Below are 20,901 nucleotides of genomic sequence, written 5' to 3'. Positions count from 1 at the left end.
GCCCCGCCCGTCCTGTTTTCCGCCCCGTCACTCCGGGGCGCTATTCCGGGACGGGCCCGCCCGGCAGACGGACCGTGGCCAGCGCGCCCGGACCGCCGTCCGTGGCCGGACCGAGCGTGACCTCGCCGCCCGCCTCCCGGACGCTCTGCGCGACGATCGACAACCCGAGGCCCGAGCCCGGCAGCTGACGCGAGGACGGCGAGCGCCAGAACCGGTCGAAGACGTACTGGAGCTCGTCGGCCGGGATGCCCGGGCCGTGGTCGCGGACGGTCAGCACGCCCCGCTGGAGCCGGACGTCGATGGTCCCGCCCGGCGGGCTGTACTTGACCGCGTTGTCCAGCAGGTTGATCACCGCCCGCTCCAGCCCGGCCGCGTCGGCGTGCACGTACCAGGGCTCGGCACTCGTCTCGAAGACCAGCCCCGGGCCGCGCAGCTTCGCCCGCTCGATGGCCCGCCCGGCGATCTCGTGCACGGCGACGACGGTGAGGTTCGGGCCCGCCTTCGGGGAGTCGGGGCGGGAGAGCTGCAGCAGATCGCCGATCAGGACGGTCAGCTCCTGCATCTGCGCCTTCATGTTGCCGAGCAGCTTGGTCTTGGTGGCGGGGGGCAGCGGCCGGCCGGTGTCGTTGCTGCGGATCAGCAGGTCGACATTGGTGCGCAGGGACGTGAGCGGCGTACGGAGCTCGTGTCCGGCGTCGGCGATCAGCCGGGTCTGCCGCTCGCGGGAGTTGGCGAGGGCGGTGCTCATGGAGTTGAACGAGGTGGAGAGGCGGGCGATCTCGTCGTCCCCGTGCACCGGGATGGTGGTGCCGACCTCCTCGGTCCGGGCGATGTGCTCGACGGCGTCGGTGAGTTGGTCGACCGGCTTGAGGGCGGAACGGGCGACCAGACGGCCGGCGAGGGCGGCGAGGAGGATGCCGCCGACGGAGACGGAGCCGAGGAGGATGCCGAGGCCCTGAAGGGAGTCCTCGACGGGCTGGGTGGGCGCGGCGACCATGACCAGGACCGGCCCGAAGTTGGCACTGCGTGCGGTCGAAAGCCGGACGAGTGCCGGGTCACCGTTGGTGTACTGCCCCTCTCTGATGATCGACTGGCCGGGCTTGAGGTGGAGCGCCGAAGCGTCACCGGGCTTGAGGTCGATGGCCCGGGTGGCATTGGCTGGTAGGCAGACCTGGGGCGGGTTGCTCAGCACGTACTGGGTGTCCCTGGAAATGGGGCCGTTTGCTTCCGGACTGCTGGAAGCTGCGGCAAGAGCGTCTTCCGGGGTAGCCGGGCACGGGATGTTGAGCGTCACTCTAGGGGGCAGGGGCGCGTTCACCAGGTCCGTCCGGACCTGGTTGTACAGCTGCTTCTCCACGATGAACCAGCACGCCAGGGCCGACAGCGCGATGGCCACCGCGACCGCCGCCGCGCTCAGGAAGGTGAGGCGGCTGCGGAGGGAGCGGGAGCGGAGCCAGTGGACGAGGCGGCGCCGGCGGCCGGGGGTGCGGGGCGGCGCCAGGGGCGGGGGCGGAACGGTTGTCACGCGCCGGCGCCGGGTGCCGGGCGCAGGGCGTAGCCGACGCCGCGTACGGTCTGGATCAGGCGGGGCATGCCGCCTTGCTCGGTCTTGCGGCGCAGGTACATCACGTAGACGTCCAGGGAGTTGGAGGAGGGCTCGAAGTCGAAGCCCCAGACCGCTTTGAGGATCTGTTCGCGGGTGAGGACCTGTCGGGGGTGGGAGAGGAACATCTCCAGCAGCATGAACTCGGTGCGGGTGAGTTCGATCGGCTTGCCGGCCCGGGTGACCTCGCGGGTGGCGGTGTTCATGCGCAGGTCGGCGAAGGTGAGCACCTCGCTGTCGTCCTCGGCGGCGGCGCGGGCGGCGGCCTCGGCGGCGAGGGCGTTGCGGCGCAGCAGGGCGCGGACGCGGGCGAGCAGTTCGTCGAGTTCGAAGGGCTTGGCGAGGTAGTCGTCGGCCCCGACGTCGAGGCCGGTGACGCGGTCGCCGACGGCGTCGCGGGCGGTGAGCATGAGCACCGGGACGGTGTCGCCGCGTGAGCGCATCCGGCGGACGGCGGTGAGGCCGTCCATTCGGGGCATCATGATGTCCAGCAGGACGAGGTCGGGCCGGTCGCGTTCGACGGATTCCAGGGCTTCGTAGCCGTCGGTGGCGGTGGCGACCTCGTAGCCCTCGAAGGCGAGGCTGCTCTCCAGGGCGTCCCGGAGGGCGGGTTCGTCGTCGACCACGAGGAGCCGGGCGGCGGGGTGGCCGGGCTCGGCGGGGGTGCGGTCGTCGGCGGACGGGGTCATGGGCGGGTGCCCTTTCTCGTCGGGTGGAGGGCCTGCTGGGGCCAATTGTCCGTCGTAGGGATTGTGGCTTACAGGTTCTGGCCGGCTTCGATCTTCGGCAGGACCTGCTTGATGTTGTCGATCGGGATGGCGAAGCCGAGGCCGACGCTGCCGGCCGTGCCGCCGCCGGCGGTGGAGCTGGTGCCGTTCGGGGCGTACATCGCCGAGTTGATGCCGATGACCTGGCCGTTGGCGTTGATCAGCGGGCCGCCGGAGTTGCCGGGGTTGAGGGCGGCGTCGGTCTGGAAGGCCTTGTAGGTGGTGGTGCTGCCGTTGTTCGACTGGGGCTGGGTGCCGCGCAGGCCGGGCAGGCTGGGGAAGCCGAAGCCGCCGTTGCCGCTGGTGCTGCCCTCGTCGAGCTGGACGGTGACGTCGCGGTTCTCGGCGCTGATGATGCCGGAGGTGACGGTGCCGGTGAGGCCGTCGGGGTTGCCGATGGCGACGACCGGGTCGCCGACGGCCATGGTGGAGGAGTCGCCGAGGACGGCGGGGGCGAGGTTCTTGGCGCCGGTCGCGGTGATCACGGCGACGTCGAGGGACTTGTCGGTGCCGGTGACGGTGGCCTGGGTGGTGGAGCCGTCCTTGAAGGTGACGGTGATCCGGCCGCCGCCGGCCGCGGTGTCGATCACGTGGTAGTTGGTGAGGATCCGGCCGTCCTTGTCCAGGACGACGCCGGTGCCGGTGGCGGTGCCGTTGCCGTTCTTGACGGTGATCTGGACGACGCTGGGCGAGACGGCGGCGGCGATGGCCGGCACGTTGGCGCTGCCGTCGCTGCGGGCGGAGACCGGGCTGGCGATGGTGCCGACGTGGGTGTCGGAGGACTGCCGGTCGGCGGCGACCACTCCGCCGGTGACCCCGCCGATGACGGCGGCGGCCGCGGCGACGGCGGTCACCAGGGCGAGTCGGCCGCGCAGCAGGCCGCGCCGGGCCCGGCTGCCGCGGCCGCCGTGGCCCTCGGGGGAGTCGGGGCCGAGGACGGTGGGCGGCTCGGGCGGCATGGGCGGGGGAGGAGGCGGTCCGTCGAAGCCGCTGCCGGAGTGGTCCTCGCGGTAGGCGTACCCGGCCGGGCCGGTGCTGCCCGCGGTGCCGCCGCCGAGCACGGTGCCCTCGATCACCCGGGGCTCGTACGGGCTGTGGGGGTCGCTGGGGTGCTGCTGCTGTTCGCTCATGCCGACCAAGCTCCGCCTGGTGGATGAGGACTGGATGAGAACCGGCTCAGAGGGCGGAAAGAAGCCCGTTGGGTTCTCATAAAGCCAGGTCAGGCGGCCTTCGGAGTGGAGTCGGCGATTCCGGTTCGGCCGGTTGCCCGGTCCGGCTCGCCGTTCCGTCCGCTACTCCGCCGCGGGGCGGCCGGGTGCGGCCCCGTCGCAGCCGCAGGAGCGGCGGATGACCAGGCGGGACGGGAACTTGCGGACCCGCTCGGTGTCCGAGCCGGGCACCATCAGCGAGTCGTCCAGCACCAGGTCCACGGCGGCCCGGGCCATCGCGTCGCGGTCGGAGGCGACGGTGGTCAGCGGCGGGTCGGCGAGCGCGGCTTCCGGCACGTCGTCGAAGCCGGCCACCGCGAGGTCCTCCGGGACGCGCAGGCCGACCTCGCGGGCGGCCCGCAGCACGCCGATGGCCTGGTCGTCGGTGGAGCAGAAGATCGCCCGCGGCCGGTCCGGTGAGCGCAGCACGCCGAGGGCGACCTCGTACGCGCCGTAGCGGTGGAAGGGCGCGTCGATCAGGTGCGGTTCGGCGGGGATGCCGTGCGCGTCCATGGCGCGCTGCCAGCCCTCGACGTGGTCGATGACCGGGTCGCCGGGGGCGGGGGACTCGACCGGGCCGCCGAAGCAGGCGACGTACGGGTGTCCGTGCACCTCCAGCAGGTGGCGGACGACGGCCTCGGCGCCGCCCACGTCGTCGGTGACCACCGCGACGTCGTCGATCGCCTCGGGCCGGCGGTGCAGCAGCACGACCTTGGCGCCCTCCATCGCGGCGAACTCCTCCGCGGCGCGCTGCGAGGGGCCCTGGCTGACCAGGATCAGGCCGGAGACGCGCATGCCGAGGAAGGCGCGGACGTAGTGGACCTCGCGGTCGTCCACGTAGTCGGAGTTGCCGATCAGCACGAGCTTGCCGCGCTCGGAGGCGGCCCGTTCGACGGCGTGGGCCATCTCGGCGAAGAAGGGCTGGCGGGCGTCCGGGACGACCATGCCGATCAGGTTGGTCCGGCGGGAGGCCATCGCCTGGGCGACGCTGTTCGGCCGGTAGCCGAGCTGCTCGATCGCCGCGAGCACCTTCTCCCGGGTCGCGGGCGCGACCGGGCGCGGCCCGTTGTTGATGACGTAGCTGACGACCGCGGTCGAGGTACCAGCCAGTCGGGCTACATCGTCGCGCGTCACTTTGGCCACGAGGGGAGTCTACGCGTGTGGTCTCCGGGGCGGCAGTGGGACCTGGGGCCGCTGCCGGGTGGACGGCGGGCGGCTCCGGGATGAACCGGACAAGCCGGGCGGGGGACGGCCCGCCCGGCCGCGTCTCACGCCTCCAGGGGGGCGGCGGGGCGCTGGGCGAGCTCCGGCCGCTCGCCCTTCTCGGGCTTCTCCGGGACGACGAAGCGGTAGCCGACGTTGCGCACGGTGCCGATCAGCTGCTCGTTCTCCACGCCGAGCTTGGCGCGCAGTCGCCGGACGTGGACGTCCACCGTCCGGGTGCCGCCGAAGTAGTCGTAGCCCCAGACCTCCTGCAGCAGCTGGGCCCGGGTGAAGACCCGGCCGGGGTGCTGGGCGAGGTACTTGAGCAGCTCGAACTCCTTGAAGGTGAGGTCGAGCGCCCGGCCCTTGAGCTTCGCGGAGTAGGTGGCCTCGTCGACCGAGAGGTCGCCGTTGCGGATCTCCATCGGGCTGTCGTCGGTGACGACCTGGAGGCGGCCCAGCGCGAGCCGCAGCCGGGCCTCGACCTCGGCCGGGCCGGCGGTGTCCAGCAGGACGTCGTCGATGCCCCACTCGGCGGTGACGGCGGCCAGGCCGCCCTCGGTGACCACCAGGATCAGCGGGCAGCCGATGCCGGTGGAGCGCAGCAGCTGGCACAGGCTGCGGATCTGCGGCAGGTCGCGTCGGCCGTCGACCAGGATGACGTCCGCGCTGGGGGTGTCCACCAGGGCCGAGCCCTCGGCGGGGGCCACCCGGACGTTGTGCAGCAGCAGGCCGAGGGCAGGCAGTACCTCGGCGGAAGGTTGCAGTGCGTTGGTGAGAAGGAGGAGAGAACTCATACCCGGTGGTCCCCTTTCCGGGTCGTCGCGGTCGCGTTACGGCTGCCGCCACAGCCGGATGGCGCACGTGCTGAGGGGGAGGAGGGGCGGACGGGCGCCTGGGGCGTACCGGGGGAGCGGACGGCGCGCAGGGCGTAGTGGCGGACCCGCCGGGGGTCCCGCAACCCCTGGCGCACCGTTTCTGCCCTGTTCATCACCGTGAACCTCCGGTCTGGTCCGGTCCCGGGCGGCGGCCCGGTGCCCGGTGGCGACGTCCCGGCCGGCCGCGGCACGTCGTTGTGCCGCGACGGACGGGGCGGTTCCCGCGGTCCGCCGGGGGTGGGCCGACGAATCGCAAGAACGTCCGTACTGGCGTCCTGAAAGCACAAAAGGACCCGGGGGCGACTCTGCCCGGATCCCTCTTGGTGGTCGAGAATAGCCGACCTCCCCCCGCATCGGGAGTGCCCGAATCCGGCGGTACCCCCATTTCGGGCGTACGCCGGGTGAGCCTGGACACAGCTTCGAGCGCCGCTCCGCACCCGCGGGCCAGGGCGATTGCCCGTCGTGGCGGCGGACACGCCATCATGGGACGCACATCGGCGGCGCCGCGCGGGTCCATCGTTCGGGTGGTCGGGCGGCCGCCCCGGTGGCGAGCCGGACCGGGGCACCGGGGCCGGGCGAGGACGACGAGAAGGGGTGGCCCGATGGGCGCGACCACCGAGCCCGCGAGCGGCGCCCGGGTGCGCGGGACGATCCGCTACTGGGCGGCGGCGAAGTCCGAGGCCGGGCTGGCCGAGGAGCCGTACGAGGCGGCGACCCTGGCGGAGGCGCTGACGGCGGCCAAGGAGCGGCACGCCGACAAGCCGAAGCTCGTCCGGCTGCTCGGGCACTGCTCGTACCTGGTCGACGGCGCCCAGGTGGGCGGCCGGGACCACACGACCGTCGCCCTGACCGAGGGCGGGACGGTCGAGGTCCTCCCGCCGTTCGCGGGAGGCTGAGCGGCGTGACGGACATGAACAACCCGAACCCCGGTGGCTACGGCGCATGGCAACAGCAGCCGCAGCAGCCCCAGCAACCGCAACAGCCCCAGCAACCGCAACAGCCCCAGCCGCCCCAGGCTCCGCAGGGGTACCCGCAGCACGCGCAGCAGCCGGGGCAGCAGCCGCCGTACGGCTACCCGGTGGACGACGCGGCGGCGACCGCGGTGCTGCCGGCGGTGCCGGCCTTCGACGACGGTGCGGCGACGACGCTGCTGCCGCCCGTGCCGCCGATGAACGACGCCGCGGCCACCACGCTGCTGCCGCCGGTGGTGGTCTCCGGTGCGATGCCGGTCGCGCCGCCGCAGCACCTCGGACAGGCTCCGGCGCAGCACCAACGCCGGCACCAGCGTCAGCAGCCGGCCCAGCCCCCGCAGCCGCAGCCCGGGCAGCAGCCGCCGCCCGCCCGGGCTCGGGCCCGGCACGCGGCCCCGGCGCCGCAGCCCGCCGCCGTGCAGCAGCAGGCGGCGGAGGCCTTCGACCCGCCGACCATGACGCTCAAGCGCCCGGACGCCCCCGGCCAGGCAGGCCCGGTGGGTCCGACGGGCCAGGCCGGCCCGGTGGGCGCCCCCGTCCTGCCGCCGTTCGCGGCCGTCCCGGCGCAGCCCGCACCGCCTGCCGGCCCACACGGCCGGACCGGTTCGCCGATCATCGACCCGGGCCTCCAGCCGGCCCTGATCACGGCCGGCGTGGCCGCGCTGCTGGCCGGCGGTGCCGCGCTCGGGCAGGTGGCGCTGGCCCTGGTGGTGGCGCTGCTGCAGCTGCTGACGGCGGCCGGCTGGTTCCGGCTGAACGGTATGTGGCCGGCCCGCCAGGGCATCCTGCTCGCCGCGCTGTCCGGGTTCACCGCGGACGTGGCGCTGCTGCTGGCGGACTCCGACGGCGGTGTGGCGGCCGTGGTGGGCACCCTGGGCGGGTTCTTCCTGCTGGTCCTGGTGCTGCAGACGTTCCGTCCGTCGGACCCGAAGGAGCGGTTCTACGCGCTGACCGTGCTGGGTTCGGCCACCGTGGTGACGGCCCTGTGCACCACGCTGCTGCTGGCCGACTGGGTGCCCGCCGGGGTGGGCGCGGTCGCGCTGGCCACCCTGCTGGCCGCGGCGCCACTGCCCGGCCCGAAGCAGCTCGGCCCGGTCCTGGGTCTGGCGGCGGCCGTGGCGCTGGGGCTGCTGGTGGGTGCGCCGGTGGCGCTCGGTGCGCTCGCCGGGCTGGGGGCGCTGGTCGGCCGCCGGGTCGCTGCGTACGACTTCCCGTCCCGCTTCGTGCACATGACGGCGGGCGTGGCGCTGCCGCTGGCGGTGGCCGCGCCGCTGATCTGGATGGCCACCGACCTGTTGGTCTGATCCGCCGCGCGCCGACGCCTCCCTTCGCCGACGCCCCCCTTCCCACCGACGTCCCGTCCCGGAACCATGCTCCGGGGCGGGACGTCGTACGGTCGTGCGGGAGCGGCCGCGTCCGGCGGCCCTCACAGGACAGCGAACGACAGCGAACGACCACAGCGAACGACCACAACGGCGACCGGCGACGACGGGGGACACGATGCGCGGATGGCTGAAGGCCACGATCGGCCTGGTGGTGCTCTCGGGCCTCCTGGTGGGCGCCGACCGGATCGCGGTCGGCGTGGCCGAGGACGAGGCGGCCGACCGGATCGTGAAGAGCGGCCGGATGAGCCAGCGGCCGGACGTCTCGATCGAGGGCTTCCCGTTCCTCACCCAGGTGCTGTCGATGAAGCTGGACGACGTCCGGATCTCCGCCGACGGCCTGACCGTCGGCGACGGCAGCCACCAGGTGGCGCTGCACTCGTTCAAGGCCAAGCTCTCCGGCGTCAAGGTGAGCGACAGCATGAACAACGCCACGGTGGACAGCGGCACCGGCAGCGGGGTGATCTCGTACCCGGACCTCGCGCAGCTGCTGCCGCCGGCCTCCCAGCTGCTGCACGGCACCAAGCTCCCGGTGGGCAGCAACTCCCGGCTGAGCCTGTCGTACGGCGGGCCGGGCAAGGTCAAGGCCTCGCTGGGGCCGATCGCGGTCGGTGAGGGCACCGTGCACAACGACGGGAACACCGTCACGGTGGACGGCTTCCGGCTGAGCTCCCTGGCGGGGATGCTGGCCGGGGTCACCAACCAGCAGATCGAGCCGATGAGCTTCACCCTGGACACGCTGCCGGCCGGGCTGAAGCTCGCCGCCAAGGACGGCGACAAGGACGGTGTGACGCCGCTGCCGGAGGGCCTCCAGCTGACCTTCGACGGCAAGGGCGTCAAGCTCCTCGGCTGAGTCCCGCGCCGTCGGCCCGCACCCGGCGTGCCGGGCCTGTTCTTCGTACCGCCGAAACGTTCCGCTCCGCGAGACGCGCTGTCCAGCGCGGACCGCGGAGCGGTGGCGTTTCCGCCCGTTGTGCGCTGCCGAGGGGCGGCCCGACCGGGCCCGGCGGCCCGACCGGAGGCCAAATCTCGTAATGCGGCTGTTTTGGTCTCAATATTCGATACGCTGGTGACAGCGGGCCGTCGGTGTCCCTAGCATCGTCGGCATGAAGCGACAGACGGACCTCACGAAGCGGCGGGCGGTAGACCTGTGCCGCGTGGCCGCCTGTCTGTGTCGAATGCGCTGACTCGGCATCCCGGCAGGGCAGTTGAAGCCCGCCGTCGATCTCTCCGGTGACTTTTCCGGCCGTCCTCGCGGGCCGGCGCCGACGTACTCCGCAGTTTCCTGCCCGGCCGCACCGGTCCACCCGTCCTGTCCCAGTATTCGGACAGGAATTCGGACAAGGATTCGGATCGCATCCGCCCGGGTGCCTCTGCAGCACTCCTGAGCAGCACCTTCCGCCAACCGCCCTCGGATGGAGAACATCACCATGAGCCGCAGTGACGTCCTGGTCGACGCCGACTGGGTCCAGGCCCACCTGGACGACCCGAAGGTCGTCATCGTCGAGGTCGACGAGGACACTTCCGCGTACGACAAGAACCACATCCGCAACGCCGTCCGGATCGACTGGAAGAAGGACCTCCAGGACCCGGTCCGCCGCGACTTCATCGACCAGGCCGGCTTCGAGGCGCTGCTCAGCGCCAAGGGCATCGCCAACGACGACACCGTCGTCCTGTACGGCGGCAACAACAACTGGTTCGCCTCGTACGCCTACTGGTACTTCAAGCTGTACGGCCACGGCGATGTCCGCCTGCTGGACGGCGGCCGCAAGAAGTGGGAGCTGGACTCCCGCGACCTCGTCTCCGAGGTGCCGGCCCGCCCCGCCACCGCGTACACGGCGCAGGCCGCCGACTCGTCGATCCGCGCCTTCCGCGACGACGTGATCGCCGCCATCGGCACCCTGAACCTGGTCGACGTCCGCTCGCCCGACGAGTTCTCCGGCAAGCTGCTCGCCCCGGCCCACCTCCCGCAGGAGCAGTCGCAGCGCCCCGGCCACGTGCCGAGCGCCCGCAACATCCCGTGGGCCAAGAACGCCAACGACGACGGCACCTTCAAGAGCGACGACGAGCTCACGGCGCTGTACCAGGCCGAGGGCATCGACCTGGCGAAGGACACCATCGCCTACTGCCGCATCGGCGAGCGCTCCGCGCTCACCTGGTTCGTGCTGCACGAGCTGCTCGGCCAGGAGAACGTCAAGAACTACGACGGCTCGTGGACCGAGTACGGCAGCCTGGTCGGCGTGCCGATCGAGCTCGGCAGCAACTGAGCCTCCGGCTCCACCCGTAAGTCAGAAGGGAAGTACAGACATGTGCGGTGCGAAGGCCGGCGGCCCGGACCTGGCAGGAGTTGACGTGGCGAACGAGACGATCATCCAGGGTTCGGTGACCCGCGACGGTGAGCCGGTCAACGGCTACGTGCGGCTGTTGGACGAGGGCGGTGAGTTCACGGCCGAGGTGCCCACCTCGGCGACCGGCCAGTTCCGGTTCTTCGCCCGCCCGGGCAAGTGGACCCTGCGCGCGCTGGTGCCGGGCCAGACCGTGGACCGTCAGGTGGTGGCCTCGCAGGGCATCGCCGTCGAGGTCGCGATCGCGGTCTGACCGCGTCGGAACCGGCGTAGGTGAACCGGCGCACGTGAAGCGGTACGCGAACCGGCGCACGTGAACCGGAGTGCGACACCCCGAGGGCCCCTGCCGAGCAGGGGCCCTCGGTCGTACCGTGGAGGGGTGCAGACGAGGCGGCGGCGTCGCTACTACTTCGCCATGATGGGCGTGTGCCTGGGCCTGTTCGTCCTGGCCTGGGGCGTGGTGCGGTTCTTCTCGGTCGGCGCGGCGATCGGCATGTGCGTGGTCGCGATGGTGATCCCGCCGGCCGCCGCGGTGTTCGCCAACAAGCGGGACCCGGACGACGACTGGTGGAACGACCCGCGCTGGGACGACCCGAAGTGGGACGACCCCGGCCACGACCGGGACCACCCCGACCACGAGCAGCGCCCGTGAGCCGTCAGTAGACGAGCGCCTGGACGCCGTCCGCCATGATCTCGCTGACGAAGACCTGCGCGCCCGCGATCCGGACGCCCTTGACGGTGTCCTTCTGCTCGATCCCGCGCCGGGCCGCGCACTGGGTGCAGAGCGTCACAGAGCCGGCCGCCAGGATCGACTCCAGCAGGTCCGGCAGCGGCGCGGCGTGCGGCAGTTCGAACTCCGCCGCCCGGTCGGGCAGGGCGAACCAGGAGGACTCCCCGGTCAGCCAGAGCGAGACGTCGATCCCGCTGGCGACGGCCACCGCCGCCACCGTGAACGCCTGCGAGCACCGCTCCGGCGCGTCCGCCCCTGCGGTGACCTTGATGACGAGTTTCTTCGACATGGCGCCACCTTAGAGGTCGCGCCGCCCCCGCCGTCCGTCATCCCCGGAAACCCTTGGGCAAAGCTTGAGCGGCGTGGTAGCAGCGGCGCGAACGGCGACGTGGTGGGGCTCACCGCGACCGGCCGTGGCCCGACGGATAGAGTGAGCGGAGCAAAATCCACCACACTGTCGCCGCCTGGGAGCCCCCCGTGTCCGGTCTGGAAATGTTCTTCGACGGTCTGCTGGCCCTCATGGCCGTGCTGATCACCTGGTTCGCCATCTTCTCGGTGATGAAGCTGTACCAGGGCCAGCGCTGAGGCTGCCGTACGGTTGAGGCAGCCCCACACCGACGACGACAGCGACCAGGAATATGATCGAGATCCCCTCAGACCTCCACAAGGACGTCGTGCCGCTCGCCTTCCTCCTCGGAACCTGGGAGGGCGCGGGCGTCTACGACTTCCCCGGCGCGGAGAAGTGCAACTTCGGCCAGGAGATCGTGATCCGTCACGACGGCCGACCCTTCCTGGAGTTCCGCTCCCGGACCTGGGTGCTGGACGGCGAGGGCGAGAAGGTTCGCCCGCTGGAGAACGAGCACGCGTTCTGGCGCATCACGAGCAACACCGACGGCACCAGCGGCGCCCGCGGGATCGAGATCTCCTCCGTCCGTGACGACGGCACGGTCGAGATCTGGTACGGCGAGCTGGCCGACGGCAAGCCCCAGATCGATGTCTCCACCGACGCGGTGGCCCGGATCGAGGGTTCGCCGGAGTACTCGGGCGGCAAGCGGCTGTACGGCTTCGTCAACGGCGAGCTGCTCTGGGTCGGCGAGAAGGCTGCCCCGAACGTGCCGCTGCGCCCGTACATGTCCGCGCAGCTGAAGAAGGTGCTCAGCCCGGCGCAGCTGATCAAGGACATCAACGACCTGCCGGACGACGGCATCGCCTTCTTCAAGTAGGCACAGCTCGAGCAGGCACAGCTCGAGCAGGCACGGTTCAGGTAACAGCACAGTCCTGCACGAGGTAGGGACCGGCCCGAGGCCGGTCCCTACACTTGCATCAGGACCCCCGACCTTGGCAGGGACAGCAACCGTGGCGGACACCGGCACCACCGACTGGCAGCTCTCCGGCGACTGGCACCTCTCCGACGACTGGAAGACCGACCTGCGCGAACGCGGCTACCGCCTCACCCCGCAGCGGCAGCTCGTGCTGGAGGCCGTCGACGAGCTCGACCACGCCACCCCCGACGACATCCTCTGCCACGTCCGGCGGACCGCCAGCGGCATCAACATCTCCACCGTCTACCGGACGCTGGAGCTGCTGGAGGAGCTGGGCCTGGTCTCGCACGCCCATCTCGGCCACGGCGCCCCGACCTACCACCTGGCCGGCCGCCACCACCACCTGCACCTGGTCTGCCGGGACTGCGAGAAGGTCACCGAGACCGACACCGAGATCGCCCAGCCGCTGATCGACAGCCTGCGCGCGCAGCACGGCTTCGACACCGACCTCAAGCATTTCGCCATCTTCGGCCGCTGCGCCGACTGCACCGCCAAGCTCGCCGGGGACCGGTCGTAAGCTGGCCGGTATGACCGGTGTGAAGAGCCCGCTGCTTGCCCTGCCCGGAGCCGTCCCCGCCGAGGGGGCCGACGAAGGCGTCGCCGCCCACTACGGCGACATCTTCCGAGAGCAACGCCACCTCTCGCAGGGCACCGGCTTCGTCGACCTCTCGCACCGGGGGGTGGTCACCGTCACCGGCGCGGACCGCCTCACCTGGCTGCACCTACTGCTCACCCAGCACGTCAGCGAGCTGCCGCCGCAGCAGGCCGCCGAGGCGCTGGTGCTCTCCCCGAACGGGCACGTCGAGCACGCGCTCTACCTGGTGGACGACGGCACCACCACCTGGGCGCACGTCGAGCCGGGCACCCAGGGCGCGCTGGTCGCCTACCTGGAGAGCATGAAGTTCTTCTACCGGGTGGAGGTCGCCGACGCGACCGCCGAGTACGCCGTGGTCCACCTGCCGGCCGGCTCCACCGCCTCCGTCGAGGATGCCGCCGCCGTCCGCGAACTCCCGTACGGGCGCGACCTGTTCGTGCCGCGCGCCGACCTGGAGAAGCTCACCGCCGGATACGGCCCGGCGGCCGGAATCTGGGCTTACGAGGCGCTGCGGATCGAGGGCCACCGGCCCCGGCTCGGATTCGAGACCGACCACCGGACCATCCCGCACGAGGTGGACTGGCTGCGCACCGCCGTCCACCTGCAGAAGGGCTGCTACCGCGGCCAGGAGACCGTCGCCCGGGTGCACAACCTGGGCCGCCCGCCGCGCCGGCTGGTCTTCCTGCACCTGGACGGCACCGAGGAGTCGCTGCCCCCGCACGGCACCGAGGTGCGGCTGGCCACGGACCCGGACGGGCGGTCGCTGGGCTTCGTGACCTCCTCGGCCCGGCACCACGAGCTGGGGCCGATCGCGCTGGCGATCGTCAAGCGGAACGTCCCGGTGGACGCGGTGCTGCTGGCCGGGACGGTGCCGGGCACTCAGGACGTGATCGTCCCTCAGTAGGCCGGACCGGGAGCCGGACCCCGCCTCGGACCTCGATGCCTCGGACCTCGACGCCTCAGACCTCGACGAGGACGGTGAACGGGCCGTCGTTCACCAGCGCCACCTGCATGTCGGCGCCGAACCGGCCCGTCTCCACCTTGGCGCCCAGCTCGCGCAGTCGGGCGACCACCTCGTCCACCAGCGGCTCGGCGACCGGGCCGGGGGCGGCGGCGTTCCAGGTGGGGCGGCGGCCCTTGCGGGCGTCGCCGTAGAGCGTGAACTGACTGATCACCAGCAGTGGGGCGCCGAGGTCCGAGCAGCTCTGCTCGACGCCCTCCTCGTTCGCCGGGAGCAGTCGCAACGTCCAGAGCTTGCGGGCCAGTTGGGCGGCCTTGGCGGGGGTGTCGTCGTGGGTGACGCCGACCAGGACGCAGAGCCCGGGCCCCTCGATCGCGCCGACGGTCTCACCGGCCACGGTCACCCGGGCCTCGGTCACTCGCTGCACCACTGCTCGCATGCCGCCATTGTGCCGGAGGACCGTACGGCCGCCGGAGGGCCCCCGGCGCGGCCCGATACGGCCTGCGCCGGGCACCCCGCGCTCCGCTCGTTGCTGAGCGCCCCCGCGCGCGCTGCCGGGGCCGCCTCGCTCGGCGCTCGCCCCCGCTTCCGCTCGCGTCCGCCCGCATGCCCGCCGCCCGTCGTGGCCGCATCCCCCACATGCGTCACAGGGGTCGTCCCAGGGCGCACACGAGGGGCGCGTACGGGGATGGCGCACGCCGTGAGGTGAGCGCCTGCGCGGGTCCGGGCGCCACTCTTCCTGCGGAAAGGGTTGGTCATATCAGCCACCCCCGTTCGCCAGGGGGCCGTTCGGGTGCACGGGCGGTGCGCGCGCGCCGGGCGGGGTGGCACGCTGGTGGACCGTACGAAGGGTCCGGGGCGCCATGAGGTCCGCCGCGCCGGGCCCGGGTTCGGCCGGACGGTCGAGCCGGTAGGTCAGGCGTTCTGGCGGTGTCGCCCCGACGGGTGGTCGCGGCCGGGGAGCGGAACCTCCGGGGGTCTCCCGGGCGTGCCGACGAACGGAACGCCGAGCCCGTCGGGGGACGGGTCGGACCGGCGGCAGGGACGGGGTGCCGCGAGCGGGCGGGATCGGACGACGTCAGGTGGTTGGGTGATGGACGCGAGCAGCGCGGCGCGGGACCGGTCCGGTCCGGTGGTGGGGGGCCCCCCCGGGCCCCCCCGGGCGGGGGGGGGGGGGGGGGGGGGGGCCCCCCGGGGGGCGGGGGGGCGGGGGGGGGGGCGGGGGGGGGGGCCGGGGGCCCGGGGGGGGCGGGGGGGGGGGGGGGGGGGCGCCCCCCCGGGCCCCCCCACGGTCCGGTGGCGGGCGCGGAGGGCGAGCCCGATCTGGAGCGGCTGGGCCTGGATCAGCTGCGGGTGCTGCGCCGGGAGACCCTGGAGCAGGAGGCCGACCTGTCCTACCTGCGGCGGCTGCTGCACGGGCGGATGGACATCCTGCGCGCCGAGCTCGACCGGCGCCCCGGCGTGGGCCCGGTCCGGGCGGTCGGTGTGTCCGGCCCCGACCTGGTCTCCGGCGACCTGCTGGACCGGCTCCCGGCCATCCTGACCGACGCGCCCTCCACGGTGCGGCGCTCGGCCCGGCACGTCACCCTCGGCCCGCCGAGCACCCGGGAGTCCGGCCTGGAGGCGGACGCGCTGATGGGAGACGTCCAGCTGGCCGACCTGGCGGCGCACCCGGCCGAGGAGTTGCTGGCCGCCCTGGAGCGGCTGCGGGCGCACGAGCGGGAGGTGTCCGGGCGGCGCCAGCGGCTGCTGCGCACGGCCGACGGTTGCAATGCCGAGATCACCCGCAGGTACCGTGATGGGGAAGCACGGGTCGACGACCTGCTCGCAGGGGGGCCGCTCTGACCGGGTGAGTCGCTGCGGGCGGGTGTGGGCCCGGGTTCGTTCCCGGCTCACCCTCGCCCCGGAAGGCTCAACCCCGATGTCCCAGCTCGCCACCGTGCCCGTGCTCGCCGAGGTCATACGATCCGGCTTCGTTGAGGGCCACCACCACGGTTCCCTGGTGCTGCTCGCCGCCGACGGCTCGGTCGAGTTCGCGCTGGGCGATCCGGACGCGCCGGTCTTCCCGCGGTCGACCGCCAAGCCGTTCCAGGCGGTGGCCACGCTGCGGGCCGGGCTGGCGTTGGAGGGCGAGCTGCTGGCGCTGGCGGCCTCCAGTCACTCCGCAGAATCGTTTCACCTCGCCGGTGTGCGGGCCATCCTCGGCTCCGCCGGGCTCGACGAGGCGGCCCTGCGCACCCCGGCCGACCTGCCGCTGGACGAGACCGAGGCCGAGCTGCTGCTCGGCTCCGGCGGCCACCGCGCCCCGATCCTGATGGACTGCTCCGGCAAGCACGCCGGCTGGCTCGCCGCCTGCGTGGCCAACGGCTGGGACACCGCGAGCTACCTCGACCCCGCCCACCCGATCCAGCGGCTGGCCCGCGAGGCCCTGGAGGAGGGCACCGGCGAGACCCCCGCGCACGCCGGCGTCGACGGCTGCGGAGCCCCGCTGCTGGCCGTCACCCTGACCGGCCTGGCCCGCGGCTACCGAGGCCTGGTGCTGGCCGCCACGGCGACCGCGCCGCGCCGGGTGGCCGACGCGATGCGCGCCCACCCCGAGTACGTGGCCGGCACCCGCCGGGCCGACACCTGGCTGATGCGGGCGATCCCGGGCGCACTGTCCAAGATGGGCGCCGAGGCCGTCCAGGTCGTGGCGCTGCCGGACGGGCGGGCGCTGGCCTTCAAGATCGACGACGGCGGCGAGCGCGCCCGCGGCCCGGTCCTGGCGGCCGCCCTGCGCCGGCTCGGGGTGACCGGAGCGGACGAGACCGTCGAGCGGATCGGCACGGTCCCCCTGCTCGGCGGTGGCGCACCGGTCGGGCAGGTGCGGGCGGTGTTCTAGGCCCTCGTCGGGCGGCCGCCGGCCGTTGCTCGGGGTGCGGTCGGCGCGGGGGCGGTGCACGGTGGACCGGGGGCCGTCGCACAGCTGAGGGAGTCCGCCATGACCGACCATGTGTACCGGGTGACCGAGATCGTCGGGTCCTCGACCGAGAGCGTCGACGCCGCGATCCGCAACGGGGTGGAGCGGGCGGCCCGGACGCTGCGCAACCTCGACTGGTTCGAGGTGTCGCAGGTCCGGGGGCATCTGGAGGACGGCCGGATCAAGCACTACCAGGTCTGCATCAAGCTCGGCTTCCGGCTGGAGGACTGACCGGCTGCACGACAGAGGTCGCTGCACGAAGGGACCGCCGCACGACAGAGGCCGGGGCCCGCGGACGAATCCGCGAACCCCGGCCCCAGGCTGTCCCGACCTACCTCGAACCACCCTGATCGAACGAGATCGGAACGACGGCTCAGTGGCCGCCCTGCTCCGCCAGGCGCTTGATCGAAGCGGTGACCTCGGCCTCGGCCTCGGCGCGGCCGACCCAGTCGGCGCCCTCGACGGACTTGCCGGGCTCCAGGTCCTTGTAGACCTCGAAGAAGTGCTGGATCTCCAGGCGGTCGAACTCCGACACGTGGTGGATGTCGCGCAGGTGCTCCCAGCGCGGGTCGGTCGCCGGGACGCAGAGCAGCTTGTCGTCGCCGCCGGCCTCGTCGGTCATGTGGAACATGCCGATGGCGCGGCACTTGATGAGGCAGCCCGGGAAGGTCGGCTCGTCCAGGATGACCAGGGCGTCCAGCGGGTCGCCGTCCTCGCCGAGCGTGCCCTCGACGTAGCCGTAGTCGGCCGGGTAGCGGGTCGAGGTGAAGAGCATCCGGTCGAGCCGCAGACGACCGGTCTCGTGGTCGACCTCGTACTTGTTACGAGAGCCCTTAGGGATTTCGATAAGGACGTCGAACTCCAACGGTTCCTCCAAGGTAGGGACTGACAGAATCCAAGTGTCTCCTACGGGAGTGAGTGCTTCGGAAAGGGGCCGGTCGGTGGGAGCTGGGGGAGGGGCGGCTCGCCGCCGCAGGGGGACGGCCGCGGGGCTGCTCGGCGTGGCGCTGCTGGTCGCCGGAACGGTGCTGACCCCGGATGGTGCGTATGCGCAGCCATCCCCGACCCCGGGCGGGCACAGCACCGGGCACGGCGAGGGCGACGACCGCGACGGCGGCCGGGACGGCCACGACGCCAAGAAGGACGACCACGGGAAGGGCGGCGCCACGCCCAAGCCGGGTGACAGCCCGAACGCCACGCCCACCCGCCGGTCCGGGCCGCCCGCCGCCGCCCCGACCGCCACCGGCGGCAGCGACTCGCCCGCCGCACGCCCGGTCCCCGCGCCGGGCGCCGTCCTGGCCGCCGCCGAGGACGGCCCGGAAGCCGCCGTCCCCACCACCCAGGGCCTCCAGCAGGCCCTCGTCGCCGCTCTCGCCGACCGCAACCTCGGCGATGTCACCTTCGCCGTCGCGGACGCCGCCGCCGGCCGACTCCTGTACGGCTCCGGGGAGAACACCCCGGCCACCCCCGCCTCCACCACCAAACTGGCCACCTCGATCGCGGCCCTGTCCCTGATCCCCGGCGACACCCGGCTGAGCACCAGGGTGGTCCGCGGCGCCGACCCGGGCACGATCACCCTGGTCGGCGGCGGCGACCCGACGCTCACCGCGCTGCCCGCCGACCAGGTGCAGATCGGCGGACAGCCCGCCGACGCCGACACCGCCCCCGCCTCCCTGGACGCCCTGGCCCGGCAGACCGCCGCCGCCCTCGCGGCCGCCGGCACCACCACGGTCAAGCTGGACTACGACCTGTCGATGTACGCGGGCGACCCGCGGCACAGGAACCACGACGGGCAGAACATCGCCCTGGTCGTCCCGCTGATGCTGGACGAGGCCAAGGTGGACCCGAAGAGCCGGGACGACGCGCCGAACCGCGTCGCCGACCCGGCCGGCGCGGCCGCCGAGGCCTTCGCCGCCCTGCTCAAGGCCCAGGGCGTCACCGTGGAGGGCAAGGCCACGCCCGCCGCCGCCCCGGCCGCCGCCGACGCGCCCGTCCTCGGCCGGGTCGACTCGCCCACGATCGACCGGCTGGTCGAGCGCCTGCTGACCACCTCCGACAACCAGCTCGCCGAGGCGGTCGCCCGCCAGGCCGCCCTCGCCGCCCACCAGCCGGCCAGCTTCGAGGGGGCGGCCGCCGCCGTCACCCAGGAGCTCACCCGGCTCGGCGTGCCGACGGGTGACGTGGTCCTCAACGACGGCAGCGGCCTGCACCCGGGCAATGCGATCCCGCCCGCCGTCCTGGTCCGCCTCCTCTGCCTGGCCGCCTCCGAGCAGCACCCCGCCCTGCGCCCGGCCCTCACCGGCCTCCCGGTCGCCGGCTTCACCGGCACCCTCGGCAAGCGCTACGGCGCCGGCTCCGGCGCCGCCGACGCGGCCGGCCTGATCCGCGCCAAGACCGGCACCCTCAGCGGCGTCAACACCCTCGCCGGCACCGTCGTCGACGCCGACGGCCGCCTCCTCGTCTTCGCCGTCATGACCCGCACCCCCGCCCCCGCCGACACGGCCCGCGCCGCCATGGACCGCATCGCCGCCCGCCTCGCCGGCTGCGGCTGCCACTGACCCGGCCGTCCCCGGCGCCGCCGTGGCCGGTCCGGCATCCGCGGCTGCCGCTGGAGCGCCACGGGTCCCCGGCCGCAGCGGAGTTGGGGTGCCGGTGTGGACGGCGACGATGCGGGGAAGCCGTGTCGCGGGGTGCCGGTGGGGTCGGGGCCGGTGCGGGGAGGTCGTTTCGCGGGATGCCGGGGGAGAGGTGTTCCGTGCGGGTGGCTGCCGTTGGTGGGGGGCAGCACGTACGGTGAGGGCATGACGAGCGCGAGTGGCGGTGCTGACATGGTCGACTGGAACCTCGCGGTCGCAACTGCGACCAGGCTGGTCCGGCCGGGGCCGGAGGTGAGCCGGGCGGAGGCGGCGGCGGTGGTCGCCGAGCTGCGCCGGCACGCCTTGGCGGCGGAGGAGCACGTACGGGCGTTCACCGGTATGCGGTCGTCGAGCCTGGCCCAGGCCGCGGCGACGCCGGTGCTGGTGGTGGACCGCCCCGGGTGGGTGCGGGCCAATGTGGCGGGCTTCCGTACGGTGGTCCAGCCGCTGGTGGAGAAGTTGCAGGCGCGCCGGGCGAACAGCGCGGCGGCCGGGATGCTCGGCACGGTGGGGGAGAAGGCGACCGGCATCGAGGTCGGGGCGCTGCTGGCGTTCCTGGCGACCAAGGTGCTGGGCCAGTACGAGACCTTCGCCCCGGCGGAGCCTTCGCTGGAGGCGCCGGACAGTCCGGCGGCGTTGTTCGACAAGCCGCGGCTGGGGCCGGAGGGCCCCGGGCCGGGCCGGCTGCTACTGGTGGCGCCGAACATCGTGCACGTCGAGCGGGAGCTGGACGTCGATCCGTCCGACTTCCGGCTCTGGGTCTGTCTGCACGAGGAGACGCACCGGACGCAGTTCACGGCGGTGCCGTGGCTGCGTGACCACATCCAGTCCGAGGTGCAGGCCTTCCTCGCGGAGACGGACGTCGACCCGGGTGCGCTGCTGGACCGGTTGCGGGAGGCGGCGGGTTCGCTCGGCGGGCTGCCGGGTGTCGGCGGCCGGGAGGGTTCGTCCTCGTCGAATCTGCTGGAGATCGTCCAGTCGCCCGCGCAGCGCGAGATCCTCGGCCGGTTGACGGCCGTGATGTCGCTGCTGGAGGGCCACGCGGACGTGGTGATGGACGGCGTGGGCCCGGCCGTGGTGCCGACGGTCGCGGAGATCCGGGAGAAGTTCCAGCAGCGCCGGGACCGCGGTGCGAACCGCCTGGACCTGCTGCTGCGCCGGCTGCTGGGCATGGACGCCAAGCTGCGCCAGTACCAGGACGGCGCGGTGTTCGTGCGCGGGGTGGTGGAGCAGGTCGGCATGGAGGGGTTCAACCGGGTGTGGACCTCCCCGAACACCCTGCCGACCAAGGAGGAGATCCACGACCCGGCCGCGTGGGTGGCCCGGGTGGCCCGCTGAGCG

23 protein-coding genes are annotated in these 20,901 nt (G+C 73.3%); 15 read left to right on the top strand and 8 right to left on the bottom strand.

Going from position 1 to position 20,901, the window contains the following annotated elements; genetic code table 11:
* Positions 1-40: 40 nt before the first annotated feature.
* The 5 genes from ACZ51D_RS39345 to ACZ51D_RS39325 all read right to left on the bottom strand — a co-directional run bounded on the left by ACZ51D_RS39345 (position 41) and on the right by ACZ51D_RS39325 (position 5,578).
* Complete coding sequence (locus ACZ51D_RS39345) at positions 41-1,525, bottom strand: HAMP domain-containing sensor histidine kinase (protein ID WP_465625513.1); 1,485 nt, start codon at positions 1,523-1,525, stop codon at positions 41-43.
* Positions 1,522-2,292, bottom strand: coding sequence for a response regulator transcription factor (locus ACZ51D_RS39340; RefSeq protein ID WP_465625514.1), 771 nt, complete (start codon positions 2,290-2,292; stop codon positions 1,522-1,524). Before ACZ51D_RS39340 ends, ACZ51D_RS39345 begins: the two co-directional genes overlap by 4 nt.
* Positions 2,293-2,360: 68 nt before the next feature.
* Positions 2,361-3,500, bottom strand: a complete 1,140-nt coding sequence (locus ACZ51D_RS39335; protein ID WP_465665080.1) for a S1C family serine protease — start codon at positions 3,498-3,500, stop codon at positions 2,361-2,363.
* Between the two features lie 162 nt (positions 3,501-3,662).
* Positions 3,663-4,721, bottom strand: a complete 1,059-nt coding sequence (locus tag ACZ51D_RS39330; protein WP_360506859.1) for a LacI family DNA-binding transcriptional regulator — start codon at positions 4,719-4,721, stop codon at positions 3,663-3,665.
* Between the two features lie 125 nt (positions 4,722-4,846).
* Positions 4,847-5,578 carry a response regulator transcription factor gene (locus ACZ51D_RS39325; protein WP_360506856.1) on the bottom strand — a complete coding sequence of 244 codons (732 nt, stop codon included), beginning with the start codon at positions 5,576-5,578 and terminating at the stop codon, positions 4,847-4,849.
* 683 nt (positions 5,579-6,261) lie between these two features.
* On the opposite strand from ACZ51D_RS39325, the gene ACZ51D_RS39320 reads away from it, so the two are divergent.
* From ACZ51D_RS39320 to ACZ51D_RS39290, 7 genes are all read left to right on the top strand, one after another.
* Positions 6,262-6,555, top strand: a complete 294-nt coding sequence (locus tag ACZ51D_RS39320) for a MoaD/ThiS family protein (protein ID WP_360506853.1) — start codon at positions 6,262-6,264, stop codon at positions 6,553-6,555.
* Positions 6,556-6,560: 5 nt separating this feature from the next.
* Positions 6,561-7,934: a hypothetical protein gene (locus ACZ51D_RS39315; RefSeq protein ID WP_465665078.1), complete on the top strand. Its 1,374-nt coding sequence runs from the start codon at positions 6,561-6,563 to the stop codon at positions 7,932-7,934.
* Positions 7,935-8,130: 196 nt separating this feature from the next.
* Positions 8,131-8,865, top strand: a complete 735-nt coding sequence (locus ACZ51D_RS39310; protein ID WP_360506847.1) for an LmeA family phospholipid-binding protein — start codon at positions 8,131-8,133, stop codon at positions 8,863-8,865.
* A 253-nt stretch (positions 8,866-9,118) separates the two neighbouring features.
* Positions 9,119-9,199, top strand: a complete 81-nt coding sequence (locus ACZ51D_RS39305; protein WP_350517234.1) for an Ms5788A family Cys-rich leader peptide — start codon at positions 9,119-9,121, stop codon at positions 9,197-9,199.
* 243 nt (positions 9,200-9,442) lie between these two features.
* Complete coding sequence (locus ACZ51D_RS39300; protein WP_360506844.1) at positions 9,443-10,279, top strand: sulfurtransferase; 837 nt, start codon at positions 9,443-9,445, stop codon at positions 10,277-10,279.
* A 40-nt stretch (positions 10,280-10,319) separates the two neighbouring features.
* The gene (locus ACZ51D_RS39295; protein ID WP_360506841.1) at positions 10,320-10,610 is read left to right on the top strand and encodes a DUF1416 domain-containing protein; all 291 of its coding nucleotides are present in this window, start codon (positions 10,320-10,322) and stop codon (positions 10,608-10,610) included.
* Positions 10,611-10,736: 126 nt separating this feature from the next.
* Positions 10,737-11,009: a DUF3099 domain-containing protein gene (locus ACZ51D_RS39290; protein WP_360506838.1), complete on the top strand. Its 273-nt coding sequence runs from the start codon at positions 10,737-10,739 to the stop codon at positions 11,007-11,009.
* Positions 11,010-11,013: 4 nt separating this feature from the next.
* Here the strand turns inward: ACZ51D_RS39290 and ACZ51D_RS39285 are convergent, their stop codons facing one another.
* The gene (locus ACZ51D_RS39285) at positions 11,014-11,376 is read right to left on the bottom strand and encodes a DsrE family protein (RefSeq protein ID WP_360506835.1); all 363 of its coding nucleotides are present in this window, start codon (positions 11,374-11,376) and stop codon (positions 11,014-11,016) included.
* A gap of 349 nt (positions 11,377-11,725) precedes the next feature.
* On the opposite strand from ACZ51D_RS39285, the gene ACZ51D_RS39280 reads away from it, so the two are divergent.
* The 3 genes from ACZ51D_RS39280 to ygfZ all read left to right on the top strand — a co-directional run bounded on the left by ACZ51D_RS39280 (position 11,726) and on the right by ygfZ (position 13,908).
* On the top strand, positions 11,726-12,310 hold the full coding sequence (locus ACZ51D_RS39280) for a heme-binding beta-barrel domain-containing protein (protein WP_360506832.1): 585 nt from the start codon (positions 11,726-11,728) through the stop codon (positions 12,308-12,310).
* A gap of 133 nt (positions 12,311-12,443) precedes the next feature.
* A complete protein-coding gene (locus ACZ51D_RS39275; RefSeq protein ID WP_360506932.1) occupies positions 12,444-12,926 on the top strand; it encodes a Fur family transcriptional regulator in 483 nt (160 codons plus the stop codon).
* 19 nt (positions 12,927-12,945) lie between these two features.
* A complete protein-coding gene (ygfZ, locus tag ACZ51D_RS39270; protein ID WP_465625539.1) occupies positions 12,946-13,908 on the top strand; it encodes a CAF17-like 4Fe-4S cluster assembly/insertion protein YgfZ in 963 nt (320 codons plus the stop codon).
* 55 nt (positions 13,909-13,963) lie between these two features.
* Here the strand turns inward: ygfZ and dtd are convergent, their stop codons facing one another.
* The gene (gene dtd / locus ACZ51D_RS39265; RefSeq protein WP_360506830.1) at positions 13,964-14,404 is read right to left on the bottom strand and encodes a D-aminoacyl-tRNA deacylase; all 441 of its coding nucleotides are present in this window, start codon (positions 14,402-14,404) and stop codon (positions 13,964-13,966) included.
* An 857-nt stretch (positions 14,405-15,261) separates the two neighbouring features.
* On the opposite strand from dtd, the gene ACZ51D_RS39260 reads away from it, so the two are divergent.
* The 3 genes from ACZ51D_RS39260 to ACZ51D_RS39250 all read left to right on the top strand — a co-directional run bounded on the left by ACZ51D_RS39260 (position 15,262) and on the right by ACZ51D_RS39250 (position 17,155).
* Positions 15,262-15,810, top strand: a complete 549-nt coding sequence (locus ACZ51D_RS39260) for an RsiG family protein (RefSeq protein ID WP_465625520.1) — start codon at positions 15,262-15,264, stop codon at positions 15,808-15,810.
* Between the two features lie 76 nt (positions 15,811-15,886).
* On the top strand, positions 15,887-16,846 hold the full coding sequence (locus tag ACZ51D_RS39255) for an asparaginase (protein WP_465625521.1): 960 nt from the start codon (positions 15,887-15,889) through the stop codon (positions 16,844-16,846).
* A 99-nt stretch (positions 16,847-16,945) separates the two neighbouring features.
* Complete coding sequence (locus ACZ51D_RS39250) at positions 16,946-17,155, top strand: dodecin (RefSeq protein ID WP_360506821.1); 210 nt, start codon at positions 16,946-16,948, stop codon at positions 17,153-17,155.
* A gap of 142 nt (positions 17,156-17,297) precedes the next feature.
* On the opposite strand, the gene ACZ51D_RS39245 is transcribed toward ACZ51D_RS39250, so the two are convergent.
* Positions 17,298-17,789: an inorganic diphosphatase gene (locus ACZ51D_RS39245; protein ID WP_188300447.1), complete on the bottom strand. Its 492-nt coding sequence runs from the start codon at positions 17,787-17,789 to the stop codon at positions 17,298-17,300.
* A gap of 76 nt (positions 17,790-17,865) precedes the next feature.
* Here ACZ51D_RS39245 and dacB point away from each other — a divergent pair, with 76 nt between their 5' ends.
* Both dacB and ACZ51D_RS39235 read left to right on the top strand, forming a co-directional pair.
* Positions 17,866-19,482, top strand: coding sequence for a D-alanyl-D-alanine carboxypeptidase/D-alanyl-D-alanine endopeptidase (gene dacB, locus ACZ51D_RS39240; RefSeq protein WP_465665076.1), 1,617 nt, complete (start codon positions 17,866-17,868; stop codon positions 19,480-19,482).
* A gap of 243 nt (positions 19,483-19,725) precedes the next feature.
* Positions 19,726-20,898, top strand: coding sequence for a zinc-dependent metalloprotease (locus ACZ51D_RS39235; RefSeq protein WP_465625523.1), 1,173 nt, complete (start codon positions 19,726-19,728; stop codon positions 20,896-20,898).
* Positions 20,899-20,901 lie beyond the last annotated feature (3 nt).

The organism is Kitasatospora sp. NPDC033851, assembly GCF_055576085.1.
The sequence above is the reverse complement of the archived record's forward strand: the minus strand, read 5'-3'. Positions and strand labels throughout refer to the sequence as shown.

Excerpts from the sequence above, each read along its gene's own strand:
- ACZ51D_RS39305 (WP_350517234.1), top strand. The coding sequence starts at position 9,119 with ATGAAGCGACAGACGGACCTCACGAAGCGGCGGGCGGTAGACCTGTGC.
- ACZ51D_RS39255 (WP_465625521.1), top strand. The coding sequence starts at position 15,887 with ATGTCCCAGCTCGCCACCGTGCCCGTGCTCGCCGAGGTCATACGATCC.
- ACZ51D_RS39250 (WP_360506821.1), top strand. The coding sequence starts at position 16,946 with ATGACCGACCATGTGTACCGGGTGACCGAGATCGTCGGGTCCTCGACC.
- ACZ51D_RS39335 (WP_465665080.1), bottom strand. The coding sequence starts at position 3,500 with ATGAGCGAACAGCAGCAGCACCCCAGCGACCCCCACAGCCCGTACGAG.
- ACZ51D_RS39300 (WP_360506844.1), top strand. The coding sequence starts at position 9,443 with ATGAGCCGCAGTGACGTCCTGGTCGACGCCGACTGGGTCCAGGCCCAC.
- ACZ51D_RS39310 (WP_360506847.1), top strand. The coding sequence starts at position 8,131 with ATGCGCGGATGGCTGAAGGCCACGATCGGCCTGGTGGTGCTCTCGGGC.
- ACZ51D_RS39285 (WP_360506835.1), bottom strand. The coding sequence starts at position 11,376 with ATGTCGAAGAAACTCGTCATCAAGGTCACCGCAGGGGCGGACGCGCCG.
- ACZ51D_RS39325 (WP_360506856.1), bottom strand. The coding sequence starts at position 5,578 with ATGAGTTCTCTCCTCCTTCTCACCAACGCACTGCAACCTTCCGCCGAG.
- ACZ51D_RS39295 (WP_360506841.1), top strand. The coding sequence starts at position 10,320 with ATGTGCGGTGCGAAGGCCGGCGGCCCGGACCTGGCAGGAGTTGACGTG.
- dtd (WP_360506830.1), bottom strand. The coding sequence starts at position 14,404 with ATGCGAGCAGTGGTGCAGCGAGTGACCGAGGCCCGGGTGACCGTGGCC.
- ACZ51D_RS39340 (WP_465625514.1), bottom strand. The coding sequence starts at position 2,292 with ATGACCCCGTCCGCCGACGACCGCACCCCCGCCGAGCCCGGCCACCCC.
- ACZ51D_RS39235 (WP_465625523.1), top strand. The coding sequence starts at position 19,726 with ATGACGAGCGCGAGTGGCGGTGCTGACATGGTCGACTGGAACCTCGCG.
- ACZ51D_RS39280 (WP_360506832.1), top strand. The coding sequence starts at position 11,726 with ATGATCGAGATCCCCTCAGACCTCCACAAGGACGTCGTGCCGCTCGCC.
- ACZ51D_RS39320 (WP_360506853.1), top strand. The coding sequence starts at position 6,262 with ATGGGCGCGACCACCGAGCCCGCGAGCGGCGCCCGGGTGCGCGGGACG.